This is a genomic window from Schaalia sp. lx-260 (genome assembly GCF_021083645.1).
Taxonomy (GTDB): Bacteria; Actinomycetota; Actinomycetes; order Actinomycetales; family Actinomycetaceae; genus Pauljensenia.
The window spans coordinates 39483-59701 of record NZ_JAJNRQ010000002.1; the positions used below are offsets into that span (position 1 = coordinate 39483).

The 20219-nt window shown below is 49.8% G+C and carries 20 protein-coding genes; all 20 read left to right on the forward strand.

Features of this window, described 5'->3' with window-relative positions:
- The first annotated feature begins 23 nt into the window (after window positions 1-23).
- The 20 genes from dinB to LRP57_RS02275 all read left to right on the forward strand — a co-directional run bounded on the left by dinB (window position 24) and on the right by LRP57_RS02275 (window position 20206).
- The gene (dinB, locus tag LRP57_RS02180; protein ID WP_231204680.1) at window positions 24-1274 is read left to right on the forward strand and encodes a DNA polymerase IV; all 1251 of its coding nucleotides are present in this window, start codon (window positions 24-26) and stop codon (window positions 1272-1274) included.
- A gap of 37 nt (window positions 1275-1311) precedes the next feature.
- A complete protein-coding gene (locus LRP57_RS02185) occupies window positions 1312-1710 on the forward strand; it encodes a DUF3040 domain-containing protein (RefSeq protein ID WP_231204682.1) in 399 nt (132 codons plus the stop codon).
- A 474-nt stretch (window positions 1711-2184) separates the two neighbouring features.
- Window positions 2185-2616 carry a division/cell wall cluster transcriptional repressor MraZ gene (gene mraZ / locus LRP57_RS02190; RefSeq protein ID WP_231204684.1) on the forward strand — a complete coding sequence of 144 codons (432 nt, stop codon included), beginning with the start codon at window positions 2185-2187 and terminating at the stop codon, window positions 2614-2616.
- A 118-nt stretch (window positions 2617-2734) separates the two neighbouring features.
- Window positions 2735-3715: a 16S rRNA (cytosine(1402)-N(4))-methyltransferase RsmH gene (rsmH, locus tag LRP57_RS02195; RefSeq protein WP_231204687.1), complete on the forward strand. Its 981-nt coding sequence runs from the start codon at window positions 2735-2737 to the stop codon at window positions 3713-3715.
- A gap of 2 nt (window positions 3716-3717) precedes the next feature.
- Window positions 3718-4116: a hypothetical protein gene (locus LRP57_RS02200; protein ID WP_231204689.1), complete on the forward strand. Its 399-nt coding sequence runs from the start codon at window positions 3718-3720 to the stop codon at window positions 4114-4116.
- Complete coding sequence (locus tag LRP57_RS02205) at window positions 4113-5864, forward strand: peptidoglycan D,D-transpeptidase FtsI family protein (protein WP_231204691.1); 1752 nt, start codon at window positions 4113-4115, stop codon at window positions 5862-5864. Before LRP57_RS02200 ends, LRP57_RS02205 begins: the two co-directional genes overlap by 4 nt.
- A 41-nt stretch (window positions 5865-5905) precedes the next feature.
- Window positions 5906-7393 (forward strand): UDP-N-acetylmuramoyl-tripeptide--D-alanyl-D-alanine ligase, encoded by a 1488-nt coding sequence (locus LRP57_RS02210; protein WP_231204693.1) that lies wholly within the window; start codon window positions 5906-5908, stop codon window positions 7391-7393.
- The gene (gene mraY, locus LRP57_RS02215; protein WP_231204695.1) at window positions 7390-8472 is read left to right on the forward strand and encodes a phospho-N-acetylmuramoyl-pentapeptide-transferase; all 1083 of its coding nucleotides are present in this window, start codon (window positions 7390-7392) and stop codon (window positions 8470-8472) included. The genes LRP57_RS02210 and mraY overlap by 4 nt, the downstream gene beginning before the upstream one ends.
- Entirely contained in the window at window positions 8469-9902 is a 1434-nt protein-coding gene (gene murD, locus LRP57_RS02220; protein ID WP_231204697.1) for a UDP-N-acetylmuramoyl-L-alanine--D-glutamate ligase, read from the forward strand. Before mraY ends, murD begins: the two co-directional genes overlap by 4 nt.
- 21 nt (window positions 9903-9923) lie before the next feature.
- Entirely contained in the window at window positions 9924-11189 is a 1266-nt protein-coding gene (locus tag LRP57_RS02225) for an FtsW/RodA/SpoVE family cell cycle protein (RefSeq protein WP_231204699.1), read from the forward strand.
- A complete protein-coding gene (murG, locus tag LRP57_RS02230) occupies window positions 11186-12301 on the forward strand; it encodes an undecaprenyldiphospho-muramoylpentapeptide beta-N-acetylglucosaminyltransferase (protein WP_231204701.1) in 1116 nt (371 codons plus the stop codon). The genes LRP57_RS02225 and murG overlap by 4 nt, the downstream gene beginning before the upstream one ends.
- Window positions 12302-12335: 34 nt before the next feature.
- The gene (gene murC, locus LRP57_RS02235) at window positions 12336-13664 is read left to right on the forward strand and encodes a UDP-N-acetylmuramate--L-alanine ligase (RefSeq protein WP_231205224.1); all 1329 of its coding nucleotides are present in this window, start codon (window positions 12336-12338) and stop codon (window positions 13662-13664) included.
- Window positions 13661-14812 (forward strand): cell division protein FtsQ/DivIB, encoded by a 1152-nt coding sequence (locus tag LRP57_RS02240; RefSeq protein ID WP_231204703.1) that lies wholly within the window; start codon window positions 13661-13663, stop codon window positions 14810-14812. The genes murC and LRP57_RS02240 overlap by 4 nt, the downstream gene beginning before the upstream one ends.
- 143 nt (window positions 14813-14955) lie before the next feature.
- Window positions 14956-16233 carry a cell division protein FtsZ gene (gene ftsZ / locus LRP57_RS02245; protein ID WP_231204705.1) on the forward strand — a complete coding sequence of 426 codons (1278 nt, stop codon included), beginning with the start codon at window positions 14956-14958 and terminating at the stop codon, window positions 16231-16233.
- Window positions 16230-17066: a polyphenol oxidase family protein gene (locus LRP57_RS02250; RefSeq protein WP_231204707.1), complete on the forward strand. Its 837-nt coding sequence runs from the start codon at window positions 16230-16232 to the stop codon at window positions 17064-17066. Before ftsZ ends, LRP57_RS02250 begins: the two co-directional genes overlap by 4 nt.
- 14 nt (window positions 17067-17080) lie before the next feature.
- On the forward strand, window positions 17081-17551 hold the full coding sequence (locus LRP57_RS02255; RefSeq protein ID WP_231204709.1) for a cell division protein SepF: 471 nt from the start codon (window positions 17081-17083) through the stop codon (window positions 17549-17551).
- Between the two features lie 3 nt (window positions 17552-17554).
- Window positions 17555-17863 (forward strand): YggT family protein, encoded by a 309-nt coding sequence (locus LRP57_RS02260; RefSeq protein ID WP_331274734.1) that lies wholly within the window; start codon window positions 17555-17557, stop codon window positions 17861-17863.
- A gap of 159 nt (window positions 17864-18022) precedes the next feature.
- Entirely contained in the window at window positions 18023-18667 is a 645-nt protein-coding gene (locus tag LRP57_RS02265; RefSeq protein ID WP_231204713.1) for a DivIVA domain-containing protein, read from the forward strand.
- 82 nt (window positions 18668-18749) lie between these two features.
- Window positions 18750-19286, forward strand: a complete 537-nt coding sequence (lspA, locus tag LRP57_RS02270) for a signal peptidase II (RefSeq protein ID WP_231204715.1) — start codon at window positions 18750-18752, stop codon at window positions 19284-19286.
- Window positions 19287-19291: 5 nt separating this feature from the next.
- Window positions 19292-20206: an RluA family pseudouridine synthase gene (locus LRP57_RS02275; protein ID WP_231204717.1), complete on the forward strand. Its 915-nt coding sequence runs from the start codon at window positions 19292-19294 to the stop codon at window positions 20204-20206.
- Window positions 20207-20219: the final 13 nt, after the last annotated feature.

The following is a 20219-nucleotide window of genomic DNA, read 5'->3' on the forward strand; positions in this document are numbered from 1 at the left end:
GCTATGAGCAAAAGGGGGTGTATATGTCTCACGCTCCACGTGATAGCAGGGGAGTAAAGGATTGGGGTGATGATGATTCACATACCCCGATTCTTCATGTTGATATGGATTCTTTTTTCGCTGAGGTTGAATTACAAGAGAATCCGCAGTTGCGTGGACGTCCCTTGATTGTGGGCGGTAAAGGTAATCGCGGTGTTGTGACCTCTGCGACATATGAGGCCCGTGCTTTAGGGGTGCGTGCAGGAATGCCAATGGGTCGCGCGCGGAGTTTATGTCCTCATGCGTATGTGGTGGCCTCTCGTTATTCGCTTTATTCACAGTATTCGCATCGTGTGATGGAGGTATTGTCGAGTATTACCCCTGTTTATGAGCAGGTCAGTATTGATGAGGCATTTTTGGATGTGTCGGGTGCTCGGCGGCGTTTAGGTTCTCCGCGTGTGATTGGAGAGCTGATTCGCCAGCGGGTGCGCACTGAAGTAGGTTTACCCGCTTCTGTTGGTATTGCAGTCAATAAGTCTGTGGCAAAAATTGCTTCAGCTAATGCGAAGCCAGATGGTTTATTGTTGATTTCTCATGAGGCGACCTTGCCTTTTTTACATGGTTTACCTGTGGGAGCTTTATGGGGTGTAGGCGCGCGTACTGTGGAGATACTGGAGCGTGAGGGTGTGACCACCATAGGTGATCTTGCTGCTTTACCTATTGATCGTGTGGTGAAACTTTTAGGTACGGCTCATGCTCATCACGTACATAATTTGGCGTGGGGGATTGATCCTCGTCCGGTTGCTGCTGTTCATCCGGAAAAATCTGTGGGTGTGGAACGCACTTTTGAACACAATATTTATTCGCGAGAAGAATTAGAGCGTTTTGTTTTGGCTGCTTCTCATAAATGTGCTGCGCGTCTGCGTAGGGCAGGTCTTGTTGCTTCTGGTGTTGCTCTGAAAATACGTGATGGGAATTTTGTGACGGTAACTCGTTCGGCAACTTTACCTGATGTTACTGATGTGGGGCGTAGCCTCGCGTTGGCTGCGCAGCGTTTGCTGAAAGCTCAGCCCATTCCCCTTGCTGGGGTGCGTTTATTGGGTGTGCGTGCGGAAGGGCTTCGACGTGCAGATGAAGGTTTTGCTGTGCCTTTGGAGGAAGATCCTCGTCCGCGGGCAACTGAGCGTGCAATGGATCAGGTGGTTGAACGTTTTGGTGCGTATGCATTACGTCCGGCTCGTTTGTTAGAGTCCACAAAGAATGGAGATTCGTCTCCTCGGGCCACAGAGCATTAGACTAAGGGCAACTGAGACGACGACAAGGAAGTGCGCGATGGCGTTATCTGAGTACGAAAAGAAAGTTCTTGAACAGATGGAAGCAGATTTCCGTCGTTCGGATCCCCAATTTGTGGCAGGTATGTCTGATTCTGCTGCTGAGCCTCGCCCTGTGCCACGTGAGCGTCTGCGTTTGTCACCTCGTCGTTTTATTTTGGGGCTGTGTGTCGTCATTGTTGGTTCGCTGCTGTTATTAACAGCTGTGTCTTTGGGTTACAGTTATACGTCTATTGCGTTGGCGGTATGCGGGTTTGTTGTGATGGTGTCGGGTTTGCTGTGGATGTTCCGAACAGATTCATCACAGAGTGCTTCTGCTGGGGCTGTTTCACGTAAAGGCATGTGGTCCCGTTTCATGTACAGGCAGCAACAGTATTGGGATGAGCGTCAGCAGCGTTAAAGCGCTATGTGATTTTTGTTGTGCGTACGCTGTTGTGCGCACGGAATATTTGTGCTGCTCTTGTGTCATTTTGTGTGATTGTGTCTCAACTTTTTGTGTTGAATGCTTTGATGAAATAGTTGGTTGTGACACATAGTTTTTCTGCTTCCACTTTGCTCCCCAGCATAGATATGTGTTTGTGATTCTTATGCGCCTTTGTTGGGGATATATCGCTTTTTCTGAGTCTTTTTCGCTGCTATGAGCAGTATCTCCTAAAAATTTTGCGGTCTTTAGTGTGTGTGTGGAAACTTTTATCCTGCGTATCTGTTGAGATAAAAGTGTGTATTTTCCCCCATTTTCCTCCACCAATTATTTTTGGCTTATTTTCAGCATATTTATGCAATAACTCAAGAGTTTTTGCGTGTAAATATCTTGATTTTAGAAAAAAGTGGAGTAAAGTGGTGGAAGATGTCACGCAGGGGAAGGCGGTGAAACATGTTTCTTGGAACTTACGAGCCAAAGCTCGATGACAAAGGACGTGTAATTTTGCCTGCCCGATTCCGTGCAGACATGGAGGGAGGGATTGTTCTCACTCGCGGGCAAGAACGCTGCATTTACGCTTTTCCAGCCCACGAATTTGAGAATATGACCGCTGATCTGCGACGCGCACCATTGTCATCAAAACAAGCTCGTGACTGGATCCGCGTCATGCTTTCTGGCGCATACAAAGAAATGCCTGATAAGCAAGGTCGAATCGTTGTTCCATCTGACCTGCGAAATTACGCCAATCTTGGTCGAGAACTCATCGTTATTGGCGCAGGAAGCAGAGCAGAAATATGGAATGCCGAGGCCTGGCATGAATACCTTGCCCTCCAAGAGGAAGCATTCGCACATACAGAAGAAGAAATCATTCCTGGAATGTTCTAAAGCGCATATTGAGGTCTCCGCCCCAAGGTCTGACATCACTTCCCCGATGGCAGAACTCGGTGGGGGACCCCGATAGGCGAAGGAATGTTCAAGGAAACAGAGGAAAGGAGGATATAGCATGGCCGGGCCTGAACATGCTGACCCTGCAACTTTGCATATCCCTGTCCTCCTTGACGAATGCTTAGCTATGCTAGCTCCCGCTTTCACAGTGGAAAAACCTATTTTGATTGACTGCACCCTTGGAATGGGTGGGCACACGCACGCTGTTCTTGAACGATTCCCTAATGTCACCGTCATTGGTATAGACCGTGACCCTGAAGCAATCAGTATTGCTTCACGCCGACTGAGCACATTCGGCTCTCGTTTTCACGCAGTTCATACAACCTACGACCACGTTGACGAAGTGGCTCAGGAATATGGTCATGACGGGAAAGTTGAAGCCGTCCTCATGGACTTAGGTGTTTCCTCGCTGCAACTTGATGAAGAAAAACGTGGTTTCTCCTACGCTGTTGATGCTCCTCTTGACATGCGGATGAACCCTACAGATGGGCCTACAGCAGCAGACCTGATTGCACATATGAGCGCAGCGGAACTGACACGTATTCTAAGAATCTACGGTGAAGAACGCTTTGCCTCAAGAATTGCGCGAAATATCGTGACAGAACGCGAGAAAACACCGATACTACGTACAGGACAGCTTGCTGATATTGTTCGTCGTTCCATCCCTGCACCTGCGCGGCGTACAGGTGGGAATCCATCAAAACGCACATTCCAAGCACTACGTATTGCCGTCAACGACGAACTACGCATTCTTGAACACGCGCTTCCTCGCGCACTGAGCAGCATCAGGATCGGTGGCCGACTGGTAGTGGAATCCTACCAGTCCCTTGAAGACCGCATTGTGAAAGATATTTTCAAACGTGGCGCAACAGATCAAGCACCCCCCGAAATGCCGGTAATACCTCCGCATCTTCAAGCACGTCTCACATTGCTGACACGCGGTGCGCAACGAGCACATACCCAAGAACAAGAACACAATCCCCGCTCTGCATCTGTACGCCTACGCGGAGCCCAAATTATTGCACCGTGGAAGGAATGAATATGAGCGCTGTACCCAACAGGAACCGTCCGGCAACGCGGACAGATCAGCTGCGTATGCCAGCCACTCCACGGCTACATATCGTTGAGGGAGGAGCGCAGCCACGTCGTTCGGTCCTCCCGCTGACACTCGTGGTACTGTTCGCACTCGTTGCAGCTATCGTGACACCTATGCTGCTCAATACGCGGATGGCCCAAACATCATTTGCTATTCGTGAGCAGCAAATTCTACTCAACGAACTCAACTCTCAAGCTGCCCAGATGCAAGTACAGATCCATGAACGCTCATCTGCGATCTCATTGGAAAAGGCCGCCAAAGCGCAAGATATGGTTCCTTCCGGACGCCCAGGAATCATTCGCTTAGCAGATGGCACAGTTGACGCAGGTGTGGCTGCCCAATGACACTTTCGGCTCGTCGGGCACGATGGATCGTCATCATCACCCTCTTATTACTGTGTATATGCGCTGTACGCCTCTTTGATATTCAAATTATCCAAGCAAAAACACTGGCAACAGAAGGACAAATTGTCCGCACCCAAGTGTCAGAGGTTCCTGCTCAGCGCGGCACAATTATTGATGCGACCGGGACCGTACTTGCTGATTCTGTTCAGACCTATCACATTGCAGCAAATCAACAAAATATTGCGCGCTGGATACATTACGAAACAGTAGACGGCAAAAGAACTCAAAAAATACAAGGTCGAGGTCCTGCAGAAGCCGCCCGACTTCTTGCGCCACTTCTCGACATAGATGAGGCTACACTTGGCGGACAACTCGTTGGTGACAGCACATACGTGTACCTGAAGAAAAATGTGAGCGCACAAACCTACAAGGATATTCGCGCACTCGACATACACGGTATCGAATGGGAAGCCGTCACAGACCGTGTCTACCCCAATGGAAATACAGCAGCACCAGTTATCGGTACCATCAATGCTGAAGGCAAAGGCGCCTCAGGCCTCGAAGCAACGATGGATTCTCTGTTAGAAGGCGTTGCTGGTAAAGAAGCGTACGAAATTGCGCCGAATGGTGCTGTAATGCCCGGCGGTAAAAAAGTCATCGAAGAACCCATGAACGGAGCGACAATCCGTACGACACTTCATGCTGATCTGCAACACTTAGTGCAAGAAAAACTTGATGACCGTGTGCGTAAACATCAAGCAGAGTGGGGAGCAGTAGTAGTCACCGAAGTAAGTAGCGGACGAGTCCTTGTCCTTGCAGACTCATTTTCTGAAGCGCCAAATAAATCAAAAGTACAACCCATTTCAGCTGTCCAATACGCTTTTGAACCAGGTTCTGTTGGCAAAGTCGTCACCATGGCGCAAGCAATAGAAAAAGGAACAAGCACACCCACCTCAGTATATGAAGTAGCTTCGACAGTGCAGCTTCCCGGTGGCGATGGCATCATAAAAGATGCTATCCCACACCCTGTTCTTAACCTAACAAGTACCGGTATTTTGGCTCGATCTTCCAATGTGGGAACAATGCAAATCGGTGAAACCCTCACCGACGAAGAACGCTACGAATTTATGCGTCTCCTAGGTTTTGGTGAAGTCACAGGAATTGAACTGCCCGGCGAAACTACCGGAAGTTTACGTCCCCCAGATCAATGGCAAGGACGTGACCGTTTCGTTACCATGTTCGGTCAAGCCTACTCAATGAATGCCCTCCAAGAAGTCACACTCATGTCAACCATCGGAAATGGGGGAGTACGAATTAACCCACGAATCATTGACTCGTGGACTTTAGCGGACGGCACAGTACACACCCCTCAAGCTCCTGAACCCGTTCAAGTAATATCGGCCGATACCGCAGCTCAGATAGCCAAAATGATGGAATCCGTTGTTTCGGGTGAAGGCGGCACAGGTGGCTTAGCGAAAGTTGAAGGATACCGTGTCGGTATTAAAACTGGTACCGCAGAAATCTTTGAGGGAGGAACCAAACGTATTCTCTCAACTGCGGCAGGAATCATTCCCGCCGATAAACCACGACTCGCTATTGCCGTTGTCATTTACAATCCTGCTAATGGCTTATACGGTGATAGTTCTTCCGCTCCTCTCCTAGGTGACGTGGGAGCAGATGCCGTTCGTATTCTCGGCGTACCTGCCTCTGCCGAAGAAGCCCAGCTATATCCGTCCAGTTCTCAATAAGGATTCACAGCACACCAGGAAAAACACCTGGAAGGAGAAAGATGCACCGCAGCAGCGACTGGATCGCACAGGCACTCTCAGGGCAAATAACCGGCCCTTCCTGTGAAATCACAGGAATTGTCACCACTGATTCACGTGAAGTGACACCGGGTTCACTCTACGTTGCGCGACGCGGTGAAAATGCGGATGGGCATGACTACCTCGCATCTGCCAAGCACAATGGGGCTGTTGCTGCGATTGTTGAAGAATACCGTGCAGATGGGCCAAATACGCAGATACGTGTTCCAGATGCGACACGTGCTTTGGGACGCCTTGCGCAGGCTCATCTTGCAGACCTTCGAGCCAAAAATCCGAACCTACGTGTGCTCGCTGTGACAGGATCTGCAGGAAAAACGACAACAAAAGACCTGCTCCATCAGATCTTGTCCGCTCACGGTCCCACAGTGGCACCTAAACTCTCTTTCAATAATGAAGTCGGTATGCCGCTGACTGTCCTGACAGCTACAGAAAACACACGTTACCTTGTTCTTGAAATGGGTGCCTCTGGTCGTGGACATATTGCTTACCTTGCGGATATTGCACCTCCCGATGTCGCAGTTGAACTGATGGTTGGGCACGCGCACATGGGAGGCTTTGGCAACGTAGAAGGAATCGCGCAAGCAAAAGCTGAACTTGTGGAAGCCTTGACATCTCAAGGCATCGCTGTCCTCAACGCAGACGACCCGAATGTGATGGCCATGTCACATCGCACACAAGGCCACGTGATGACTTTTTCTGCCGCGGGGAAAACTGATGCATGTGTGACCGCCGCAGATGTTGAGATAGACGAAAAAGGCTGTCCATCTTTTTCACTTATGTTACCTGCTCAAACACATAGTCCAGTGGCAACCGTAAAAGAAAGAGAAACCTCAGCTCATCTTTCGACCCCATCCGATGAAATTACTGAATACCACACATATCCTGTGACTTTACAATTAGTTGGTATTCACCATGTTGCTAATGCTTTAGCAGCCGCTACAGCAGCATATGCTTTGGGACTGGAAGCAGCAGATATAGCCAAGCACCTATCGAATGCCCGTGCACAATCACCACATCGAATGGACGTGCGCTCCTTAAACTACGGTTCGTGCCGATACACGCTGATTGACGATTCTTATAATGCGAATGTTGATTCGATAAGTGCTGCAATTACTGCTTTAGGAACATTGGCTGGTACTCGCCCTCGCATAGCACTTCTGGGTGAAATGCTTGAACTTGGTGATGAAGCTGAAGCTATGCACCGTCAAGTCGGACAGATGGCACGTCATTGTGGCATTAATACCGTGATTACTTTGGGAGACGGGGCGCGATATATCACACAGGAACTTTCTGAGGCGACCCGCACACGTCATGCGCGTACACCACAGGAAGCATTCGGTATCCTCTCAGAGGAGATAGTTGAGGACTGTGTGCTCCTTGTGAAAGGATCGCATGGCTCTGGCGCTCATCTTGTCGCCGACATGCTCATTGAGAGGGGAACCGTCCGATGATAGGGCTTATCTTGGCTTTCGTTTTAGCCCTTGTCCTTTCGTTAGGTCTGACACCTCTGTTTATCCGCTATCTGGTTGCCCACCAGTACGGTCAGTTCATCCGTCAGGATGGGCCTACACAACACCTCACAAAACGCGGTACTCCAACAATGGGGGGCGTAGTTTTCATATTCGCCACCGTCATCGGATGGCTTGTCGGTTCCCTTCTAAACGGGGGGCCTACATGGTCAGGTATTTTGCTGATCTTCCTTCTTGTAGGTTTAGGCGTGATCGGTTTACTTGATGATTCCATCAAAATCATGCGTCAGCGTTCGTTGGGGCTTCATGCCGGTGCAAAAATCATTGGCCAACTTGCGGTAGCTTCCCTTTTTGCCGTGGGCGCACTCATATTGCCCGATGAAAGGGGGTACACCCCGGGGGCCCTCCAGATTACGTTTACGCACACTTTGACCGTGTCACTGGTTTTTGGCGGCATCATCCTCGGCGTTATTCTTTTTATTCTGTGGGCAAATTTCCTGGTAACAGCATGGTCGAATGCTGTGAATCTGACGGATGGGCTTGATGGTTTAGCTGCTGGTGCATCTATTTTTGTTTTCGGTGCCTACACATTCATGTCGTACTTTTCTACAATGCAGGTATGTGGCGGCCGGACATTGAATGTTCATGCGTGCTATGCGTTACGTGATCCTCTGGATATCGCTATCATCTGTGCTGCACTTGTAGGAGCTTTAGCGGGTTTCTTGTGGTGGAACTGTTCTCCTGCACAAATTTTCATGGGTGACACAGGATCACTCGCACTTGGAGGTGTCCTCGCCGGTGTTTCTTTACTGACGCATACGGAATTTTTTGCAGTGATTGCAGGCGGTTTATTCCTTGCCACCACTATTTCAGTGGTTATTCAAGTGGCTTTCTTCAAAGCAACAGGCCGCCGCGTTTTCCTCATGGCTCCTTTGCATCACCATTTTGAACAAAAAGGATGGAAAGAAATCACAATTGTGATTCGTTTCTGGTTAGTTGCCGCACTTCTTGCCATGATTGGGGCGGCTCTTTTCTATGCAGAGTGGGTGTCTCGCCTGTGATTCCTCAGTCACCAGTAGCAATCGTCGGATGGGGTGTGTCAGGCAAGGCCGCTGCCCGTGCTTTAGTGCGTCGCGGCATTGACGTGATGGTTTTTGACGGGAAAGAAGGGGCAGCTCCCTTACCGGATCTTCCACAGGTGAACGTCCGCTCGATTACAGATCCAGAATCTTTAGCACAGGCGGTCCTAGCAGCACAACCAACACTCGTTATTGTTTCACCGGGAGTCGCTCCGCATACCCCGCTCATGCAGGCATGTGAGCGCTCCTCAATTCCCGTATGGGGTGAAGTTGAACTTGCGTGGCAATTGCAAGAATCAGGGCCGCATGCTGGTAGGCCTTGGCTTTGCGTAACTGGGACAAATGGTAAAACAACAACCGTTGGTATGCTGGGTTCGATTTTACGGGCTGCAGGTAAACACGCAATGGAAGTAGGAAATATCGGTTCTCCCATTTGTGAAGCTATTGACACAGATGCGCACATCTTTGCCGTTGAACTTTCTAGTTTCCAATTGCATACGACTCATACGCTATCGCCGTGGGCTTGCGTATGTATTAACGTGGATGCGGACCATGTGGATTGGCATGGAAGTCCTGAAGCGTATGCGAATGATAAATCACGTATTTATACTCATACCCAGATGGCTTGCGTGTACCCAGCGCATGATCGTCCTATTGAAAAAATGGTTGAAGATGCCGATGTGATTGAGGGGGCGCGTGCTATCGGCGTCACATTGGGGATTCCATCTGTATCGCAGGTGGGGCTTGTTGAAAATCATTTGATAGATCGGGCATTTGTAGCTGATCGACACAAAAACGCCCTGCACCTTGCTGATGTTGAAGATGTTGCTGCTGCCTATGGTGGTTCTGTAACAGCAGCAGTAATGATGGACGCGCTGATTGCGGCTGCGCTTGCGCGTTCTGTTGATGTTTCACCTGAAAGTGTGGCTGAGGGCTTGCGTACCTTCCGTCCGGCCGCTCATCGTCGCGCAGTGATCGCTGAGGCTGCAGATCTGACCTGGATTGATGATTCAAAGGCAACGAATGCGCATGCTGCTGAAGCATCTTTACGTGGATTAGAGCCGCATAGCGCTATTTGGATTTGCGGTGGTGACACGAAAGGGCAGGTCTTTGATGACATGATTGTGCGCGTTAAAGATCAGCTTCGAGGTGTCGTTCTTATCGGCGCAGACCGCACTGACTTTGCTCGTGCTTTTGCACAGAATGCTCCGGAAATACCGGTTGTTGAAGTAGCTGAACATGAGGATTGGATGTTTTCAGTGGTGAATGAAGCTGTTGCCCTGTCACGTCCAGGTGATACGGTTCTTTTAGCGCCGGCGTGTGCTTCGTGGGATCAGTTTGAGAATTATGGTCAGCGTGGTGACGTATTTGCTGAGGCTGTGCAGCGACTTGCCCGCCAATGGGGGAAGTAAAAAGGGCAGGGGAGGTCTGATATGCGTTTTCGCCTACCGAAAATTGAGTTTGGAGATCGAAACAAAGAAAGGCCTCCTGCTCATCCTGTGGTGACCTATTACCTCATCATTATTCCCGCTACCTTATTGACATTATTTGGCTTGGTCATGGGTTTTTCTGCCTCGGCGGTTCTTCATATCTCGCAAGGTGAAAGCCCGTATTCTGCTTTTCTTCGCCAGCTTGGAATTATTGTCATTTCTACTCTGCTTGCGGCTTGTGTGCACATGATTAACCCCTGGTGGTGGTATAAATGCGCTCCGTTTATTTTTGTGGCTGCGTTACTGGCACAGCTTTTGGTTTTCACGCCGCTTGGCAGGGAAGTTGGCGGTAACAGGAACTGGATTTACCTGCCGATTTTGGGGCAGGCACAGCCTTCCGAATTTATGAAACTTGCGATCATCATTTTTTTGGCACGTCTGGTTACCCGTACAGGTGCTCGTCTTCATGACTGGAAACAAATGGCTGCGACGGTGGGCCTTGCTTTTGTTATAGCTGTTGGCTCCATCATGCTGGGCCGTGATCTTGGAACTGCTTTAGTTGTCATGGTTTCCTGCGTCGGTGCCTTATGGGTTGCTCGGCTACCAGCAAAATGGTTCGGGTGGGCCGTGGTTGTCAGCATTCCGGTCATGGTTCTTTTAGTTGCGATGAATCCTTCACGTATTCGACGGGTTCTTGATATTCTTCCGTGGCGTCAAAGTGTCCGTAACCTTTCTGCACCAGAACAGATTGACCACGCGCTGTGGGCTTTGGGTTCTGGTGGTTTAACAGGTTTAGGCCCGGGGGCTTCACGTGAAAAATGGAATTATCTTCAGGAAGGTCATACGGATTTTATTCTAGCTATTTTAGGTGAAGAATTTGGGCTTTTAGGTACCCTGTCTGTTCTTGCATGTATAGCTGTTCTTGTGTGGGCGCTTGTGCGGTTGTGTATGACAACCACTTCACCTTTTGTTGCGGTGAGTTCTGCGGGAATTGCCTCGTGGATTGGAATTCAAGCCATTATTAATATTTTTTCAGTAACAAAAATCGGTCCGGTTATTGGTGTTCCCTTGCCGTTGGTATCCTATGGTGGTTCCTCATTCTTTTTCACTGCTCTTGCTTTAGGCGTTGTTGCTGGATTCGCGCGAGATGAAGCAGGCATGGGAAGGTGGGGACGGCCCGATGAATCTTCTGCTGGTCGTGATCCTCGGGTACTTCCTAAACGCCGGCCAGCGGATAAAGTAACGAAACGAAGCAGGCAGGTACGATGAGATTCCTTTTAGCCGGTGGCGGTACGGCAGGTCACGTGAATCCTTTGCTCGCAACAGGTCATGTGTTGCGTGAAGGCGGAAATGAAGTGATCGTTCTTGGAACTCAGGAGGGTTTAGAATCTGATCTTGTCCCGGCTCACGGTTTTCCATTGGAAACGATTGAGAAAGTACCCCTTCCTCGGAAACCAACGCCAGCTTTAATGACTTTGCCGTTACGTTTGCGTCGAGCAGTGAAGCGCTGTGAAGAACTCCTTGAAAGCGTGGATGTGCTTGTAGGTTTTGGTGGCTACGTGTCAACGCCTGCGTACTTTGCGGCGCGTTCACGTGGCGTTCCAGTGGTTATTCATGAACAAAATGTGCGTCCAGGTTTGGCTAATCGTTTAGGGGCGCAGTGGGCGCGTGTCGTGGCTTTAACATTTGAATCTACTCCTTTGCAGGCTCGTCGAGGAATGACGACGGTGACAGGTTTGCCTTTGCGTAGTGCGATCAGTGAATTAGCGCAGGCTCGTCGTCACCCCGATCAGTTGCAGGATCGGCGCTTCCAAGCTGCTGCCCGTTTAGGTATTTCGTCGGATATGAAAACACTGCTTGTAACAGGCGGTTCTTTGGGTGCTGTTCATTTGAATGAGGTTGTGACTCAGGCTGCGCGTTTTTTACCTGAGGATGTTCAAGTTATTCATCTGACTGGTCGTGGTAAAGACGAAGCAGTGCGTACCGCTGTTCAAGAGGCCGGGGTTTCTTCGCGTTGGTTGGTGCATGACTACCTTTCGACAATGGAGGATGCTCTCGCTGTTGCTGATCTTGTGCTGTGTCGCAGTGGTGCGGGTACGGTGGCTGAAATGACGGCTTTAGGTTTGCCGTGTGTTTATGTGCCTCTGCCGATCGGTAATGGTGAGCAACGCCTGAATGCTGCCGATCATGTGGCTTGCGGTGGCGCGCTCCTTGTGGAGGATGCGTGTGTGGACGCGGATTTTGTTCGTGAAGAAGTTTTCTCTTTAATGCTTTCTGACCATTTAGATCAGATGAAACGTGCCTCTGTGAATATCGGAAAGACTGATGCGGCGACTCGTTTGGCAGATCTCGTGATGGGGGAGGCGATGGCTCGTGGCTGATCGTTACCATTTTATTGGTATTGGCGGGGCTGGCATGTCGGTTATTGCTGAGCTTCTTGCAGCCGGAGGAGCTGTGGTTTCTGGCAGTGATCGAAGCGATTCGCCTGTTTTAGAGCGTCTGCGTTCACTTGGTATTGATGCGCGGTGCGGGCATGATGCGCACGCGGTTTCAGCAGATGCAACGGTGGTCGTATCAACAGCAATACGTGAATCAAATCCTGAGTATAGGGTGGCTCGTGAGCGTGGGCAGCGCATTATTCACCGTTCTGAGGCCTTGAAGTTAGCATCGCAGGGTATGCGTTTTGTTGCGGTTGCGGGTACGCATGGGAAAACAACCACATCAGGTATGTTGACTGTTGCGCTTGCTGAGGCCGGTTATGATCCTTCCGCAGCAGTGGGGTCTGTGATTGGTCGTTACGGTTCTGGAGCCCATGTGGGTGCAAGCGATATTTTCATTGCTGAAGCCGATGAGTCTGACGGGTCATTTTTGAATTATGCTCCTGTGATTGAGCTTGTGACGAATGTGGAACCGGATCATATGGATCGCTATGGCAGTCCTGAAGAATTCGAGGCTGTGTTCCTTGAGTTTGCTGATCGTTTAGTTGAGGGGGGGCTGCTTGTCTGCTGTGCAGAGGATGCCGGTGCTGCTCGTTTAGCTGAAGCTGCTTCTCAACGTCACCGTGTACTTACCTATGGTCGTCCTGAGCGTTGTTTGATTCCTGTAGATGTGCAGATACATGATGTGCATGTAGGAGCGGATGGGATGAAAGCGCGAGTGTCTTATGCGGATATTTCTGTGCGTATTTCATTACCGCTATTTGGTGAACATAATGTGTTAAATGCGGTGGGAGCTTGGACTGTGGGCTGTGAACTCGGTGTTTTACCTGAGGTCATGGCTCAATCGCTTAGTGCGTTCACGGGAACTGCGCGTCGTTTTGAGTTACGCGGACAGGTAGGTTCGCGGCGTTTGTTTGATGATTATGCGCATCATCCAACAGAGGTTGCGGCTGCTCTTGCTCAGGCGCGGATGGTGGCGCAGGGTGGTCCTGTCACGGTTGTTTTTCAGCCTCATTTGTTTTCTCGTACTCTTTCTTTTGCTGATCGTTTCGCCCGGGCTTTATCAACTGCGGATCACGTGGTGCTCACCGATATTTATGCTGCTCGTGAAGATCCTGTGGAGGGCGTGGATTCTTCGATTATTTCCCGTCATATTCAAGGGGCGCAATGGGTACGTGATATGCATGAAGCAACGCGTGTTGCTGCTCACTTAACCGGCGAAAATGGTGTTTTGTTGCTGATGGGTGCGGGTGATATTACTTCATGCGCATGTGATGCGCTGCGTCAGTGGGAGTCGTTGCAGTGAAAACTCCGCCTCGTCCTCGTCGTTCTTCTGATTCACGTTCTCAGGACACTCAAGGGCGCGAGTTTGTGCCTGGTCAGGAAAAAACAGGGGGCCTGTCACAGGATTCGGCTGTTTTTACTGAGTCGGTTTCTTCTGATCTTGAGCAATCTGCGCATGTGAGTATCCGTGTTCCTGAGGATACTTCTGTTTCTTGTTCTGTACCTGTAGGTGCACCTGTTCGTCAAAGGGGTAAGAAGTCTTTGCGGCACCGTCGCATAGTACAAGAGGAAGCGCGGCAGAGTATTTCTGAGGATTCTGTTTCAGATACTGTGAAATTATCGGGGCGTCGTCATCGTTTACGTGAGGTTCTTCGTCGACCTATTGGTTCACGTGCCGCCGTGGAACTTATGGGTGTTTCTCAGGGAGCGCCTGTTGCCTCTGCGACTGCGCGGCTTGAAGAAAAAAGACGTGCTCGTCGTCGTTTACGTGCGGGACGTTATATCGTTGCATGTTTCTCTGTTCTTGCTGTGGCGCTGTGCGTGTGGGGTGTATTTTTTTCGCGTTTGTTTGCTTTAGAGCAACAGCAGATACAGGTGACGGGAAGTGATGATGAGATTGTGTCGCCTGTGGCTGTCGTTGAATCAGTGGAGCAATGGTATGGCGTTCCTTTGACTCGTTTGTCTCTTTCGTCGATTGCTGAGCATATTCGTCATTCTTTTCCGCAGGTAAAGGATGTGGAAGTGAAGCGACGTTATCCTGTGGGTTTGGATATTGTTTTGACGCTTCGTGAAGTTGTTTTATCGGAAAGGCTTGATTCTTCGTGGAATCATGTTGATGAGTCGGGTGTTATTTTGCGGCGGGGTCAGGGTGTTCCTGCTGAGGGTACTGCGCGCGTTGTTTTACCTCAAGAGGAGGGGAAGGAACGTACTCAGGCTGCTGCTGCTTTGTATCATGCGTGGACTGCTTTAGGTACGGATCTGCAGAGTCAATGTGATCTTATGTCCTCTGATGGTATGTTTGTGACTTTTACATTGACATCAGGTGCATCGGTGGTGTGGGGGACTGATGAGGCTGTGGAGCTGAAAAGTCGTGTGTTAGCTATTTTGGTGGCGGAGCGTTCGGCTGCTACCTATGATGTTTCAGCGCCTACACGTCCTGTGATTCGCTAGTTTTGTCCGAGTGTTTCGACACGCCCGAGCACATACTTGCTCATTGCGGTTTTGACCTCTATTTTCTTTCAGCCAGAATACAGGAAAAACAACAACCTTCTACTTGAGGTTGAAGGTTTGGGATTGGGTGAGGAGAACGACACATGGCGGCACTCCAGAATCAACTAGCTGTGATAAAGGTCGTCGGTGTCGGTGGCGGCGGTGTCAATGCCGTTAACCGCATGATCGAAGTAGGCTTAAAAGGCGTCGACTTCATCGCTGTCAACACGGATGCACAAGCGCTTCTGATGTCCGATGCAGATACGAAACTTGATATTGGACGCGAGCTAACACACGGTCTGGGTGCAGGTGCCGATCCTACCGTGGGTCGTCAAGCTGCGCAGGATCACGTTGATGAAATTGCGGAATCACTTGAAGGCGCTGACATGGTTTTCGTGACCGCCGGTGAAGGCGGCGGAACAGGAACCGGCGCAGCCCCCGTGGTGGCACGTATCGCGCGGGCAAGTGGAGCGCTGACAGTTGGTGTTGTGACACGTCCGTTCTCCTTTGAAGGGCAGCGTCGCTCAGCGCAAGCTGACGCGGGCGTGAATGCACTACGCGAAGAAGTAGATACCCTCATCGTTATTCCCAATGATCGCTTGTTGAAAATTTCAGATACGGGAATCTCCGTATTAGAAGCTTTCCGCGCAGCCGATCAGGTCCTTCTTTCTGGTGTTCAAGGTATCACTGAGCTGATTACCACCCCGGGCCTTATCAATGTGGACTTCAACGATGTGAAATCAGTGATGAAGGATGCAGGTTCTGCTCTGATGGGTATTGGTGCAGCAACCGGTGAAGATCGCGCTTTACGAGCTGTTGAAACAGCTATATCATCGCCTCTGCTTGAAGCCTCTATTGACGGCGCACACGGTGTCCTTATGTTCTTCCAAGGCGGATCTGATCTTGGATTGCATGAAATCGTTCAGGCCTCACAGCTTGTACGTGAAGCTGTTCATCCGGAAGCCAATATTATTTTCGGTAACGTGGTCGATGATGCATTAGGCGACGAAATCCGCGTCACAATCATTGCCGCGGGTTTTGATGAAGCCGACACTCAGGACGAAAACTTTACAGCGCCTTCAGCAACTCCTGCACCAACCCCCGCTGCTCGTCAAGTAATGACTTCTGCACCTCCTGTTCCTGAAGTACAGAAGCGATCATTAGGTGAAGTTCCAATTGCTCGACCTGCTCACCGTGCGACTGTGGAAGTTCCTACTCGCCGCGCCTCTGCACAGTCACCCCTTCCTCCGATTCCGACAGCATCACATGTCGGTCACGTTCCGACGGAGGGGCCTCAAGAAGAAGCCTCACTGGAAGTACCTCGTGTCTTTGATGAGGAAGAACGTCCAGAAGACCTTGACATCCCAGACTTCTTACGATGACCCCTGTGGATACACGTGGTGCCGTGTACTGCTTCACTGGAGCGGGATACGGCACCGATCCTTTGCGGGCGAATTACGGCCTTCATGTTTCTGATAATGAGGAAAAAGTGCATGAGCGTCGTCATCATTTAGCTGATGATCTTGGACGCGCGATTATATGGATGAATCAAGTACACGGGAATCAGGTGGCCGTTTTTACCTGTGATGATGACCTAGCAAAATTGAGAGTACCTGATTCCCCGTATCCAATGGAATACGGCCCAATCGTGGCCGACGCGATGATTATTGACGCGCGTGAGTGGAAAAATGCGCCTGCTGCAGCAGTTATGGTCGCAGACTGTATGCCGATCCTCATGTCAGCATGTGGCGGTTCTGTCGTTGCCTGCGTTCATGCGGGGCGAGGAGGACTTTTATCAGGAATTTTGACTCGCACGCTTTCTCTGATGCGGGACCTATCATGTCAGATGGAAGATGTGCGTGTCGTCATTGGCCCATCAGCTTGTGGTTCTTGTTACGAGGTGCCGGCATCAATGCGTGACCAGGCAGTAATGACCCATCCGGCAGCTTACTCAACAACAAGCTGGGGAACTCCTGCCATCAATTTACAGGCGGCAGCGTGTGAAGAAATGCGGATGCGCGGAATACAACAAATCTTTGTTGAAGGTATCTGCACAATCGAGGAGGACACATGTCATTCTCACCGTCGAAATCCTGAGTCGGGACGTCAAATAGGGGTTATTCGTCCTTATTATTTTGGTGATATTGATGACTCTCCGCGTGTCTTAACAGTTTTACGCTCATACCCCACTACGGTGGCAGCAGCACACTTATAGGTAAGGAGAAAAGAATGACAGAGCCTTTTGGGGCGCGTGCTCGTCGTTTCCTCGGATGGTATACCCCAGAGAACATGGAAGACGACCAAGAGTTTTATGCTGCGGCTGAAGATTTTGCCGAAGTGACCCCTTTGCCTTCTGTGCGACATGAAACCCCTACTCATGAGGTTTCTGAAAAATACTCGGAGGCTTCTCCTGCTCCCCAGCTTTCTCGGATAGTCACAGTGCATCCTGATTCCTATGCGGATGCTTTGTCTATCGCAGAGTCTTTCCGTCAGGGGCTGCCAGTTATTTTGAATCTGACAAAAATGTCCGATGAGGAAGCTCGTCGCATGATTGACTTTGCTGCAGGTTTAACCTTTGGGTTACATGGTGTCATTGAGCGAGTGACTCCGGGAGTTTTCTTGCTTTCTCCGCGTACAGTGGAGGTCAGTGGCGACTTTGGTGGTACACCTCGTCGGAGTATGCTCTTTAATCAGGGCTGATACGTGACTTTATTTTTTCATTGGGTCGGGTGGCTTCTCTCACTCGTTTCATCTGTGTATATGATGATTCTGGTTGCGCGTATGGTCATCCAGTGGGTGAATGTTTTTCAACCACGTTGGCGACCACCCCTTACCTTGTTACCGTTATTTAACTTGTGTTTTTGGATAACGGACCCGCCCATACGATTTTTTCAGCGTCACATTCCGCCATTGCGATTAGGACAGGGCTTCGCTGTGGATATGGGATTCATCATTGTTGTGCTGATAGTCCTTATTGCGCAGCGTTTTGCTGTTTATCTGCAGTACATCTGACATCAAAATTATGTGAGATGTGACCAATGATGATAATGTGACATCGTTTCAGATATTATATTCATGAAGTGCATGACGGGTTATCTGCCGATACACCCGTAGCGCATACGCAAGAGCAAATTCGTATGCGCGACATCCAAGAGACAGAGAGGCAAAGGAATGGCCCTGCTCACTACTGAAGATGTGCTCGCGAAGAAGTTCCAGTACGTGAAGTTTCGTGAAGGCTACGATCAGGTTGAGGTTGATGAATTCCTCGACGAGGTTGTATCGACGATCTACACCCTTCAGACTGAAAATCAAGATCTGAAAGAAAAACTTGAAGCTGCTGAGCGTCGTATCGCGGAACTGTCAGGTAACGCTCCTGAAACAGTTTCTGTGGCTTCGGTTCCGGGTGCTTCAGATGAGGCTCTTGAAGCTGCTGAGCGTCGTATCGCAGAACTGACGGCAGCCCTTGAAGAAGCTCGTGCAACACAGCATTCTGTTGCAGAATCAGTCCAAGCTCCGGTTGATACAGAATCTGCTACTTCAATGCTTGCTCTGGCTCAGCGTGTACATGATGAATACGTGCGTGATGGTCGTGAAGAATCCGAACGGATCATTTCCGAAGCACGTACAAAGGGTGACGAAATCGTTGCTGATGCTCAAAACCAGCATCAAACAATTTTGGCTCAACTCGATCACGAACGTGGCTTACTTGAAGAAAAGATCAACGAGCTGCGTGGATTCGAGTCTGAATATCGCACGAACTTGCGTTCACACCTCGAAGGTTTACTTGCTGAGGTAAGTAACAGCACCGTAGCCTGAGTACTTTACATACGTGTAGCTGACCAGAGGCGGTGGCGCAGTTTCGCGCCGCCGCCTCTGGCACATCAACTGGAGGAAGATAATGACTACACGCCCTCATCGGCATATTTTTTTGGCTTTCTTTGTCGCTTTCTGCGCTGTTGTAACAGATCAGATGACAAAGCTGTGGGCACTTCATGCTTTAAGTGACAATAAAATGCTCACACTTATTCCAAGGTTTTTGTCATTACACCTCACGTATAACTCCGGTGCTGCTTTCTCTCTAGGACAAAATCGCACGTGGATTTTCACACTCGTGAGCATGATTGTTGTTATTGCTTTGAGCGTGTACATCACGCGGACAAGTTCACGTGTATACGCCCTACTTGCTGCTCTCTTGGTTGGTGGCGCTTTCGGTAACCTGCTTGATCGTTTACTTCGTCCACCTGCACTGGGAATAGGGCATGTCGTTGATTTTATTGACTACGGTGGTTTTTTTGTCGGCAACGTCGCAGATATCTGGATTGTCCTCGCCGCTTGCTTCCTGGTTCTTTTCAGTATTTTTAGCCGCGAACTCCCTCAAAAAATAGGCAAAACAGATGCAGACACGACAACAAACGTGGACTCATCTGCTTCATGATGACTATGAGCAATACTCGATATTTTCCTGTACCTGATGCCCTCATGGGGGAACGTATTGATGCTGCTTTAGTGCGGCTTTTAGGTATGTCTCGTAGCAAATGTGCTGAACTCGTTGACAATGGTGATGTCTTGATTGATGGTATGCGTATATCGAAATCACATCGCCTCAACTCAACAGACATTATTGAGGTGACCTTGCCCGCACCGGATAGCACGCCGCCACCGGTGGTCGGCATGAATATCCTTTACGATGACGAGGATATCGTAGTAGTCGATAAACCTGTGGGGACAGCCGCTCATACAGGCCCAGGATGGTCAGGACCCACAGTGCTAGGAAATCTTGAAGCTGCAGGATATCGGATCACCACTTATGGTCCACCTGAACGTCAAGGGATTGTTCATCGCTTAGATGTTGGTACTTCAGGTGCCATGATGGTAGCAAAATCGGATGTCGCCTATTCAGTGATGAAACGTGCCTTCAAAGAGCGTAGTGTCACCAAGATTTATCATGCGCTCGTTGCAGGTCATCTTGACCCATCAGTGGGAACAATTGATGCACCTATTGGTCGTCATCCTTCACGAGAATGGCGTATGGCTGTGATTGATGGGGGTAAACCAGCAATTACACACTATGACACGTTGGAATGGTTACCTGGAGCCTCACTCCTAGAAATTCACTTAGAAACGGGACGCACCCACCAGATACGTGTTCATATGGCAGCCATTGGACACCCGTGTGTTGGTGACGTTTTTTATGGGGCAGATCCCACACAGGCGCAGCGGCTGATGCTGGAACGTCAGTGGCTACACGCGGTGGAACTAACTTTTCAGCACCCACGTACAGGTTTACCAGTGACAGTTCGTTCACCATATCCTGCTGATCTGAAAGCGGCACTTGACATAATGCGTCACTCCTAAAAATCCTGTGACA